This is a genomic window from Methylophilus sp. 5 (genome assembly GCF_000515275.1).
Taxonomy (GTDB): Bacteria; Pseudomonadota; Gammaproteobacteria; order Burkholderiales; family Methylophilaceae; genus Methylophilus.
The window spans coordinates 597383-608907 of the sequence record NZ_KI911560.1 but is presented as its reverse complement, the minus strand read 5'-3'; the positions used below and the strand labels follow the sequence as shown (position 1 = coordinate 608907).

The window sequence follows — 11525 nt, the reverse complement described above, 5'->3', positions numbered from 1 at the left end:
TTAAATAAGAAATAATTTTTTTGGTGTGTTTGTTTGAAGCTGTGAATTGTTTTGTCAGCAACATTCCACGCCAGCAATTGGGGTGGCTAATGTTGCTGACAAAACACTTTTAGACAATGTAAGCGGTCTTTTTGATGATGCAGTTGTGATGGCCAGTTGATACTAACCCTGCTGATAAAAGCAGCGATTTGCTAATTAACAAAATGTGCTGCGCGTTTGCTATTGGCTGCGATCAAAGCGCTTGTGATGCAGTCCGAATAGTTGTTGCGTCAGCAACAACGCGGGCATGGCCTGTTGCAATGTAAACAGCTGGATGTTGATCGCGAGACTGCTCGCAGACTTTGCCCGGGCAGTTTGTAGGCCCGTCATATAGTATAAAAATCAAATACATACGATATGAGTGCCCGACGTGCGCGCTGCGTTGGCATGTTGTTTGCAGCGATGCAAGCTGCACAACCCATTAATCGGAGACTTAACCATGAGCGATATCGTCACTGACGCAGATTTGATCAAATACGTAGAGCAGGCCAAAGCGGATGCCTTGCATTCCTTTGGCTTTCTGAAAGAAACCGGCACTTTGTCGGCCACCTGGACTTACCACATCACACACAAAATTCCGGGCCAGGATAAGTTGCTGAATATCCGTTTTCCATGGCCATGGGAGCGTTCACGTGACCCGGTGGTGAGTGTTGATACGTTCTCTGAAAAGAAAGATCACATCCTGCACGAATCCCGTATTGATGCAGACACCGTGATTCACGCGCATACGCCTTATCTGGCCGCGTGGTCACTGGCGCAAATCAACTTCCCGATTTTGTATGTGGCTGCCCAGCGTTACTTACTGGCACGTGAAATTCCTAACCATTTGGACCGTACCCGTAGCGTATTGTCGATTATTTCAGAGCGTCTGGATAACCATCCTGAGTTGGCACCACCGCCAGCTTTGCTGGAGTCTAACGGCGGCGCCAATATTTGGGGTAAAGGCATTATCGGCACCTCGCAATTGGTGTTGCTGATAGAAGAAGCCGCACGCTTCCAATCATTGGCTGAGCAAGTCGGTGGTGCCAAAGAATACACGCCAGGTGCACTCGATGTGCAATGGAAACGCACCGGCCTGGTAGAAAAAGCCAGACAGTACTCAGGTCGATTTATTGCCGACCTGCTTAAGCAAAAAGCGGCGTAACTTTATTCATCTGTGAGTCGGGGCAAGGTCAGCTTGTGCCCGACTTTTTATTGAGAGTGCACAATCGTGAGTCAACACAAAAACAGACAACTGATTTTAAATGTATTTTTACTGCGTTATGGGCACCACCCGGCCGGATGGTTGCATCCGACCTGGACTGAAAATGGTCGCCCGGATTTACAGTGGTGGATACGCGCTGCCCAGATTGCTGAGGCCGCCAAGTTTGATACTTTTTTTGTGGCTGACTTTATCGGGCGCTCGGGGGTGATAGACCAGCAGGCCACCAAAACCCCAAATAACTTTCACTTTGAGCCATTTACTTTGTTGTCAGCGATTGCGGCGCACACCAAAAATATCGGTTTGGTCGCGACAGTGAATACTAACTTTTCTGACCCCTACAATGTCGCCCGCCAGTTCACTTCACTTGATCACCTGAGCGGTGGACGCGCGGGCTGGAACGTGGTGTCATCACTCAACCCCGTCACGGCTAAAAACTTTGGCATAGCAGCACCCATTACGCATGAAGAGCGTTATGAGCGCGCCAGTGAGTTTATCCAACTAACCAAAGCCTTGTGGGATAGCTGGGATGACGATGCGTTTGATCACCCCAACCGCCAGAGCGGTCAGTTTTATGATCCGGCCTCCGGCCATCCGGTCAATTTTAACGGCCAGTACTTTAAGTCAGAAGGCTTGCTGGATTTTCCACGGCCGATTCAAGGCTACCCGGTGTTTGTGCAAGCAGGGAACTCTGACACCGGCCGCGAATTTGCCGCGCGTGAAGCCGAGATGACCTATAGCTCTGCGACTTCACTAGAGGTGGCTAAAGCCTATTATGCCGATGTGAAATCACGCATGGCAAAATATGGCCGCGCTGAAGACCAGCTCAAAATCACGCCTGGGTTGAATGTGGTGGTGGCCGACACTGACCAGGAAGCACAAGACAAATATGGCGAGTTGCAGGCATTGGTTGATTTCTCCGACCTCGAATTCGGTGGCCAGGATTTATCAAAATATCCACTCGATGGTCCATTGCCAGACTTGCCGTATGACCCGGGTGAAAATGGCCGTGGCCGTTTTTTGCAGCAGCTTGAATTGGCGCGGCGTGAGAACCTGACTATTCGACAGTTAGTGCTTAAGTTTCGTGTGGCGCGCGGTCATTTGCAAGCCATCGGCTCGGTGAAAACTGTGGCTGACACCATAGAGCAATGGTTTGTCGAAAAAGGGGCCGATGGCTTTAATGTTGTGCCGCCTTACTCGATTAAAGGCCTGGAAGACTTTACGCGCCTGGTGGTACCAGAGTTGCAACGCCGCGGTATTTTTCGCAAAGAGTACGAAGGCAAAACATATCGTGAAAACTTGGGTTTAAACCGCCCGGTGAACCCGCAAACAAAATAAGGCGTGTGATGAAAACCTTGATTCCCAGGCGTTATAACAACACCGCGATTGTGCTGCACTGGCTGTTAGCACTATTGATTATCAGCCTGTTGGTGGTTGGCTTTTTGATGCCAGACTTGCCGAAAACACCGTTGCGTAAACCGATCTACAACGCTCACAAATCATTCGGGTTAATCGTGTTTGCGCTGGTGTTGTTCAGAGTTTACTGGCGGCTGAGTCATGCGGTGCCGGACCATGTGCCGGGCAGCCGCTGGCAAGTGCAGTTGGCGCATTACGCGCATGTTTTTATTTATGCGCTGATTTTGGTGGTGCCAGCAGCGGGGTTATTGGCGAGCGCATTCAATCACGGCTTTAATTTGTTTGTGTTTCACTGGGAACCACTGTTTGCGGTGGATAAAGACTTGGCGCACCAGATCATGGGGTGGCATGGCGTCACTGCCTATGTGTTAGCCGGGTTGCTTAGTCTGCACCTGGCTGCGATTGCCTGGCATCAGTTTGTGCAAAAAGATGGTTTGATCCGTCGCATCTGGTTTACCTCTTAATGTTCAATGTGTTTGCTGCAACAGCTGCCCGCGCTTAGCTGTTGGCAGCGCATCACATGCTTGGCTGCACTGCGTCAGTATTTTTAAATGGGTTGTTTTTAACTTTTTGATTTTAAATGACTAAGTGTGTTTTTTTGGCCGCCATAATAGTTGGTACGGAAACTGCAATACAACACCAATACGATGCAATCATCCATTTTGAACGCTTAAAATAATATGTGGCATTACCTGTTAAAACGCTTGCTGATGATGATCCCCACCTTGATTGGGGTGATGACACTCACTTTTCTAGTGACCCAATTTGTGCCCGGTGGTCCGGTCGATAGTGCGATTGCCCAAATGGATGCGCAGGATGCGCGCTCGGGTGCCGATGGCTCTGCGAGTACTGGTGGCTGGAGTTACAGCGGCAGGCAAGGCATAGATACACAGCAAGTTGAGCAGCTCACGGCACTGTATGGTTTTGATAAGCCGGTGCTGGAGCGTTACTGGCAAATGCTGGGTAACTATGCGAAGTTTGATCTGGGTGACAGTTATTTTCGTAACCAGAGCGTCTGGTCACTGATTAAAGATAAATTGGGCGTATCGGTGGCGTTAGGTATCTGGACATTTACCTTAACTTATTTGATCGCCGTGCCGCTGGGGGTAGCCAAAGCAGTGCGCGCAGGCAGCAGTTTTGACTTTGTGACCAGTTTTCTGGTGCTGTTCGGTTATGCGATTCCTGGCTTTGTGTTGGGCGTATTGCTGATTGTGTTATTTGGCGGCGGTTCATTTTGGGATGTGTTCCCATTGCGCGGACTCAGTGCTGACAATTGGGCGGAGCTAAGCCCGTTTGCCAAGGTGACTGATTACTTGTGGCATATCACGCTGCCGGTGACCGCCTCTGTGGTGAGCACGTTTGCATTTAAAACCTTGCTGACCAAAAATACCTTTCTTGAAGAAATCCGTCGCCAATATGTGCTCACGGCACGCGCCAAAGGCTTATCCGAGCGACAAGTGCTGTGGAAGCACGTATTCCGTAATGCGTTATTGCCCTTGATTACCGGTTTTCCGGCGACTTTTATCATGGCCTTTTTTACCGGCAGCCTATTGATTGAGACCCTGTTTTCACTAGATGGTCTGGGCCTGCTGTCGTACGAATCTATTAATAGCCGTGATTACCCGGTGGTGTTGGGTGCGCTGTATTTGTTTACCTTGGTTGGGTTGTTTATCAAGTTGCTGGGCGATTTTGCCTATGTGCTGGTAGACCCCCGCATCAAGTTTGATGGTCAAGACTGGTAAGGCCGGAGTCATCATGAGTCAAGTTATTCCCCATCTCTCGCCTGCCCGCCGTAACTGGCAGCGCTTCAAGCGCAACCGCCTGGGCTACTGGAGCCTGATTGTGTTTGTGGTGCTCTATGTGCTGAGCCTGGCGGGTGAGGTGATTTCAAACGACCGGCCGCTGGTGGTGCGTTACGCACAGCAATGGTATTTTCCGTTGCTTAAAGATTACCCGGAGTCAGTCTTCGGCGGCAACTTGCCTATCCAGGCCGATTACCATGACCCGTTTATTAAAGCGCAACTGAGCAAAGCGGATAATTTTGCCATTTATCCGCTCAACCCTTATTACTACGACACGCTCAACTATTTTTCCAAAGCCGAACATTATCCGGGCAAACCAGATGATGAAAATTTGCTGGGCACTGACATCGCAGGGTATGACATTTTGGCCAGGCTGCTTTATGGTTTTCGAGTGTCGGTGACGTTTGCCCTCGGCTTAACCGCGGTTGGTGTGATATTAGGCATCTTTTTCGGGGCGGTGCAGGGGTATTTTGCGGGCAAGACCGATTTGGTGATGCAGCGGCTGATTGATATCTGGGGCTCCATGCCAGAACTGTATCTGCTGATTATTTTTGCCTCGATTTTTGATCACAGCCTGTTGCTGCTGTTTGGCCTGTTGTCTCTGTTTGGCTGGATCAACCTGTCAGACTATGTGCGTGCAGAGTTTTTACGCAATCGGCAGTTGGAGTATGTGAAATCTGCCAGGGCGCTGGGTTTATCCAATACGCAAATTATCTGGCGCCATATTTTGCCTAACAGCCTGACGCCGGTGATTACCTTTTTACCATTTCGCATGAGTGCGGCCATTATGGCGTTGGCCAGTCTCGACTTTCTCGGCTTAGGCGTGACTGCACCTGCACCCAGCCTGGGGCAGTTGCTGCTGCAAGGCAAAGAAAATCTCGACGCCTGGTGGATCGCGCTCTCTTCTTTTAGTGTGTTAGTGCTCACATTGCTACTACTGACTTTTACCGGCGAGGCCTTGCGTAATGCGCTGGATACCCGTATTTCTGACGCCAGACAAGGCGGCACACTGTCATGACACAAGCCTTATTATCCATTGAAAATTTTAGCGCGCGTTTTGACCAAAAGACCGTGGTTGAACAACTTAACCTGGCCATACATAGCGGTGAGCGGCTAGCGCTGGTAGGGGAGTCTGGTTCTGGCAAAACAGTGACGGCGCTGTCCATTTTAAAACTGGTAGAGGCGGCGCAGCTCAGTGGCAAAATCGTGTTTAACGGCGATGATTTACTGCAAAAATCTGCCCGCGATATTCAGCGTGTGCGCGGTGCCGACATTGCCATGATTTTTCAGGAGCCGATGACAGCGCTCAACCCCTTATTCACCATTGGTGAGCAGATTGTGGAAACCATCATCACCCACCAGGCGTTGTCACGTGCTGAGGCGACTCAAAAAACGCTGGCCTTGCTCACGCGCACAGGCATCCGCCAGCCAGAAAAAAACATCAATAGTTATCCGCACCAACTGTCAGGGGGGCAGCGGCAACGCGCCATGATTGCCATGGCATTGTCGTGCAAACCCAAGCTGCTCATTGCCGACGAACCAACCACCGCGCTGGATATGACGATCCGTGCCCGCATCGTCAAGCTGTTGATTGAGATTCAGGAGGCAGATGTACGTGATAATGGCGAGCAGGGCATGGCGATTTTGCTCATTACGCACGACCTCAATCTGGTACGCAAATTTGCCCATAGAGTGGCGGTGATGGAACGTGGCCGCCTAGTAGAAACCGCCGATACGCAAACCCTGTTTGCGCAACCCCGGCACCCTTATACCATCAAGCTCATTAACAGTATTCCCGAGCGCAATGTACTGCCAGTGGCTGCCGAGGCCAAAACGTTGCTTGAGGCGCGCAAGCTGCGCGTGGAGTATCCATTGCCACGCAAAGGTTGGCGTGGCCTGTTTCAGTCTCACAGCTTTACCGCCTTGCATGGCGCAGATGTCACCTTGCGTGAAGGCGAAACCGTGGGCATTGTTGGCGAGTCAGGGTCGGGTAAATCTACTTTGGCGCAGGCCGTGCTTAATTTGATCAAAGTTAAGTCGGGCAGTATAGAAGTCGATGGCGCACCGCTGTATCAACTAAGCAAGCGCTTGCAGCGTGAAATGCGGGCCAGGTTACAAGTGGTTTTTCAGGACCCGTTTGGATCGTTATCGCCGCGGCAAACCATACGCCAGATTGTCGGCGAAGGCTTGGCGTTGCATTTCCCTGCGTTGACCGCTGAAGAGCGCTATACACGTATTGTGCAGGTGTTGTCTGAGGTCGGCTTGAGTGCACAAGTGCTGGATTCTTACCCACATGAATTTTCTGGCGGCCAGCGGCAACGTATTGCCATTGCGCGGGCGTTTGTGCTGTCACCCAAGGTGGTTATTCTCGATGAGCCTACCTCTGCGCTGGATGTGTCTATCCAGAAACAGGTGCTCGAACTGCTGGTCAGTTTGCAGAAAAAGTTTGGCCTGAGTTATCTGCTGATTAGCCATGACCTGACCGTGATTCAGGCATTGGCACACCGTGTGTACGTACTCAAAGATGGCGAAATTATCGAGTCTGGCGAGACTGAGCAGATCATACAAGCGCCACAACATCCTTATACGCAATCACTGGTGCAAGCCTCGCTCTAATCAAGATTACAACCTTATGTCTATTCGATTCAATCTTCCCCTCTTGCCTTGGGCCTTGCTCATGGTGCTGTCTTTCGTGACGGGTGTCTTGCTGCCTATGGATAGTGCTTTGTCGGCGCATGCCGTGGCCCAGTTTGGCGAGCCCAAATATCCGGCTGATTTTAAACATTTTGACTATGCCAACCCGAATGCACCCAAGCGCGGGCAGATTCGGTTTGCGGTCATTAGCCAAAACAGCGGCTTTGATAAATTGAACCCGTTTAGCCTCAAAGGCAAACCGGCGCCTGGCCTGATTGAGCAGATGTTTGAAACGCTCACCGTGTATAGCCTGGATGAAATCAATACCCAGTATGGTTTGCTGGCCGATGATATCAAGCTGGCGCCTGACTTTAGCGCGGTGACGTTTCACATTAATCCGCTGGCGAAATTTTCCAATGGTGATCCGCTCACAGCCAAAGAGGTTAAGTATTCGTTTGAGACGCTGACAAGTCCAAGCGGGAACCCGCGTTTTAAGGCTTATTTTGCAGAGATTAAAGCGGTCACCATGATTGATGCACACACCGTGCTTTTTGAGTTTAAACGCAAGGGCCGCGATTTGTCGTTTGTGGCGGGCAGCCTGCCAGTGTTTTCACCCAAGTGGGGCTTGCAGCCGGATGGCAGCCGCGTGCCTTTTAATAAAATCGGGCTTGAGGCGCCTATTACCTCCGGCCCTTATGTGATTGAGCGCGCCGTCAGCGGCCAGGCGGTGACTTATCGTAGAAACCCAAACTACTGGGGTGCCAATATCCCGGCCCGGCGCGGCACCTATAACTTTGAGCGTGTGGTGTACCGCATTTATAAAGATACCGACACTATGGTGGCAGCCTTGCGCGCCGGAGACTTTGATTTTTTGAGTGAAAACAAAATGCGCTATTGGTGCTGCCAGTATATCGGCAAGCGTTTTGACCAAGGCGAGCTGGTGAAAGCGCTCGTGCCGCACCAAAACCCGGTGGCCATGAACGGTTGGATTGTGAATTTGCGTCGCGAAAAATTTAAGGATGCTCGCGTGCGTCAGGCCTTGAATTACGCCATGGATTTTGAGTTTATGAACCAGAAAATCTTTGATAACGAGTTCAAACGTGTGAATAGCTACTTTGCCTACAGCCCGTTGGCGGCAACAGGTGTACCAAGTGCCGAAGAACTGGCGATTCTGGAACCTTATCGACAGCAGTTACCGGCCGAGGTATTTGGCCCTATGCTGCAACAACCGAATACCACCCCGCCTGGCAGCGTGCGCCAAAGTCTGACCAAGGCATTGGCGCTGCTTGGGCAAGCAGGTTGGCATAATCGCGATGGTGTGTTGCGTAACGCTAAAGGTGAGCCTTTTGTCATCGAGGTTACGTTTGCTAACCGCGGCCAGACACCTTATATGGATCCGGTATGCCTGAACATGACAAAGCTGGGGATGATTGTCGTCAAGCGCGTTTCTGATGCCGCTACGGCACGTAGCCAGATGAATAAGTTTGATTATGACTATACGACGATTGCGTTACGCGAGGGCAGGATGCCTGGCGCCGAGCTTTGGCGCAATTTTAATAGCCAGGATGCAGATAAACCAGGTGCTGAGAATCTGATTGGCGTGAAGTCAGCCGTGGTGGATGCGCTGATCCAGAAACTACTGAATGCAGACAGCCAGCACGCACTGGAGGTGGCCGCGCATGCACTTGATCGCGTGTTAATACACAGCCATTACGTGATTCCGTGGCGCTATCTCACCAAGCATTATCTTATCTATCACCACCGGTTGCAGCGGCCTGAAGTGCTGCCCAAATATTACGGCGCGCAAGAGTGGGCACTGGCCTATTGGTGGGATAGCGATGCAGCCAAAAAGTAAACGCCGCAAAAATAAAAGTATGGTGATGCCGTGCGGCTCACCCACATACAACCCGTGACTGCGCAGGCCGTTTGCCCGCGCACCCCAACATCAGGAGCATGATATGACACAAACTAGCACTAGACAGGCGCAACATGATATTGCGCCTATTTTTACCGACCGCTGGTCGCCGCGTGCCTATACCGGCGACACCATTGATGACACCACCTTGCTCAGCCTGTTTGAGGCCGCGCGTTGGGCACCTTCGGCCAATAACTCCCAGCCCTGGCGCTTTATCTATACCAAGAATGGCTCTGCGCACTGGGGCGATTTGTTTGCTTTACTCAACGAAAACAACCAGCGCTGGGTCAATCGTGCAGCGGTGCTGATTGCTCTGGTGTCTAAAAAAACGCATGTGCGTCCAGGTGAAACAACGCCATCGCCATTAAAAAACCATTCTTTAGATGCCGGTGCGGCATGGGCCAGCCTGGCTTTTCAAGCCTATCAGCTTGGTTGGCATACGCGTGCTATTGGTGGTTTTAACCGCGATGCCGCGCCAGACGTATTAGGCGTGCCAGAGGGCTATCAGGTAGAAATTTTGATCGCGGTGGGCAAGCAGGCGGATAAGTCGGTGTTGCCCGAAGACTTTCATGAACGCGAGCAACCTACGCCTAGACAACCTGTCGAAAAGTTTATTGCCGAAGGGAAGTTTAGCTTCGCTGAATAATCATTTCACGGGAGCATCATCATTGTGTCTTCATTCTGCGAATACTTTATGCACCATGCCCTGCGCGTAGGCCGCCAGGCATGGCCTGCGTGCCGCCCCAATCCGCCCGTGGGTTGCGTATTGGTGAAAGAGGGCAGAGTGGTTGCTAGCGGCTATACCCAGCCGCCTGGCAAGCATCATGCAGAAGCCATGGCGCTTGCCAGAGTTGCAGGTGATTTGTCTGAGGTGACGGCCTATGTGACGCTGGAGCCGTGTGCATTTCATGGCAGAACGCCATCGTGTGCACAAGCGCTGGCGGCCAGTGGTATTAAACGTGTGGTCATCGCCACGCTGGATCCTGACCCTCGCAATGCGGGTGCTGGTGTTGAAATCCTCAAGGCCGCAGGTGTTGAGGTGATTGTCGGCGTACTTGAGCAGCAGGTGCTTAAAGAGATAGGCGGCTATCTGCTTGTGCCATATAGCGCCAACCGTCAGTTAATAGAAAAATATCGGTTTGGATACTGATGCCCAATTCTTAATGAAGCATGCGTGCAGACGTCTGGCTGCCTACTGTAGTTGTAATAACAACACTTGCAACATGGTAAATGTTGATTAATCAACAATACTGTTGCTTTTTTGAGGCTGTCTGCTGATGAGTGGCATTCTTTGTATGTTTAATTGTGCTTAATATTCAGTAGGATAGGATTTTATTCTCCTTTTTTGTTCTGCGCCAACAGTTGGCATGGAACATGCAAATAATGCTTTGTAGATATTTGCAACGGGCAAGCACAGGCTGCTTGCACAACGAAGGAGAAACATAATGGCTAATCAATTTTATTGGCAATTACCCACGGCTGGCGATGCGCGCTATGGCAATGCCACCAAACAGCGCCGTGGTGAAGCCTCGGATCCAAACTATCCCGTCTTTGGCAACGGTGTGACTGACCCGCGCCGTAATGCGTTCAGCTATTTTGACTACATTCACCAGGTCACCAAAGCGGCTGATCTCTCAGGCTTTAATGGCATTTTTATTCCTGATCATCCGCAGGGCGAAGAGCCCTGGATTGTAGCCGGTTATGTGGCACGCAGTACACAACGCCTAAAATTACTCACCCAGTTTGATGCTTCGCGCGGCTCTGCTGTTTACGCCGCCAAAAATGCCGTGAGTTTTCAGCGATATACCGGCGGCCGCTTTGCCTGGCATATCACTGAAGGCAGCAGCGACGAGCATACCCGCAAGCAATTGGGCGATTTTGTGCCTAAACAAGATATTTTGGCGCGTATTGATGAGTTTATTACAGTGGCCAAAGGCGTGTTAACGACCTTCCCGTTTAATTTTGTTGGCCGCTTTTTTGAGGTACAAGATGGCGGTTTTCAGGGGCCGTTGTCTGACCGCGAGGTGCCTGGCATTTATTTAGGGGGCAATAGCGCTGCGCAAGTTGCGTTATCCGCCAAGCATGCCGATGTGCATGTGCTGGATGCCGTGAGCCATGATGCCCTTGCGCAACAAATCGCCGATTACCGCAAAGCGGCAGCAGGGCGTGCAGTCGGGTTTGCTTTACGCATTGATGTGCTTGCCCGTGAAAGCCGTGACGAAGCGTTGGAAGATGCCAAGCGTTTTCTTGCCCAAACCGGCGCGGACATTCCTGCAGATGATACGCCATTGTTGTGGCCAGGCTTTTCTGAGCAGCACACCGGTGCGCAGGCTTCATTAATTGGTAGTTATGACGAAGTGGCCGCTGCATTGGCAGACTACGCGCAGCTGGGCGTGACGCAATTTGTGCTGGCGGCAGTGCCGCATTTTGAAGAGGCTTATCGTGTAGGCACGCATGTGTTGCCGCTGGTGCGCCAGTTAACTAACCCTGCGCACAAGCAAGCCGCATAAGTATTCAT

General features: G+C 51.2%; 10 protein-coding genes. All 10 read left to right on the top strand.

Going from position 1 to position 11525, the window contains the following annotated elements; genetic code table 11:
* The first annotated feature begins 478 nt into the window (after positions 1–478).
* The gene (locus METH5_RS0102725; protein ID WP_029147060.1) at positions 479–1183 is read left to right on the top strand and encodes a class II aldolase/adducin family protein; all 705 of its coding nucleotides are present in this window, start codon (positions 479–481) and stop codon (positions 1181–1183) included.
* A gap of 66 nt (positions 1184–1249) precedes the next feature.
* Positions 1250–2578 (top strand): LLM class flavin-dependent oxidoreductase, encoded by a 1329-nt coding sequence (locus METH5_RS0102720; RefSeq protein ID WP_029147059.1) that lies wholly within the window; start codon positions 1250–1252, stop codon positions 2576–2578.
* Positions 2579–2586: 8 nt separating this feature from the next.
* Entirely contained in the window at positions 2587–3120 is a 534-nt protein-coding gene (locus tag METH5_RS0102715; protein WP_029147058.1) for a cytochrome b, read from the top strand.
* 216 nt (positions 3121–3336) lie between these two features.
* On the top strand, positions 3337–4398 hold the full coding sequence (locus METH5_RS0102710; RefSeq protein WP_029147057.1) for a microcin C ABC transporter permease YejB: 1062 nt from the start codon (positions 3337–3339) through the stop codon (positions 4396–4398).
* 13 nt (positions 4399–4411) lie between these two features.
* A complete protein-coding gene (locus tag METH5_RS0102705; protein WP_036308097.1) occupies positions 4412–5476 on the top strand; it encodes an ABC transporter permease in 1065 nt (354 codons plus the stop codon).
* The gene (locus tag METH5_RS0102700) at positions 5473–7074 is read left to right on the top strand and encodes an ABC transporter ATP-binding protein (protein ID WP_029147055.1); all 1602 of its coding nucleotides are present in this window, start codon (positions 5473–5475) and stop codon (positions 7072–7074) included. Before METH5_RS0102705 ends, METH5_RS0102700 begins: the two co-directional genes overlap by 4 nt.
* Positions 7075–7135: 61 nt before the next feature.
* On the top strand, positions 7136–8947 hold the full coding sequence (locus METH5_RS0102695; protein WP_232410913.1) for an extracellular solute-binding protein: 1812 nt from the start codon (positions 7136–7138) through the stop codon (positions 8945–8947).
* Between the two features lie 103 nt (positions 8948–9050).
* Positions 9051–9653 carry a nitroreductase family protein gene (locus METH5_RS0102690; protein WP_029147053.1) on the top strand — a complete coding sequence of 201 codons (603 nt, stop codon included), beginning with the start codon at positions 9051–9053 and terminating at the stop codon, positions 9651–9653.
* 48 nt (positions 9654–9701) lie between these two features.
* Positions 9702–10157, top strand: coding sequence for a bifunctional diaminohydroxyphosphoribosylaminopyrimidine deaminase/5-amino-6-(5-phosphoribosylamino)uracil reductase RibD (locus METH5_RS0102685; protein ID WP_081726688.1), 456 nt, complete (start codon positions 9702–9704; stop codon positions 10155–10157).
* A 295-nt stretch (positions 10158–10452) separates the two neighbouring features.
* Entirely contained in the window at positions 10453–11517 is a 1065-nt protein-coding gene (locus METH5_RS0102680) for an LLM class flavin-dependent oxidoreductase (RefSeq protein ID WP_029147051.1), read from the top strand.
* Positions 11518–11525: the final 8 nt, after the last annotated feature.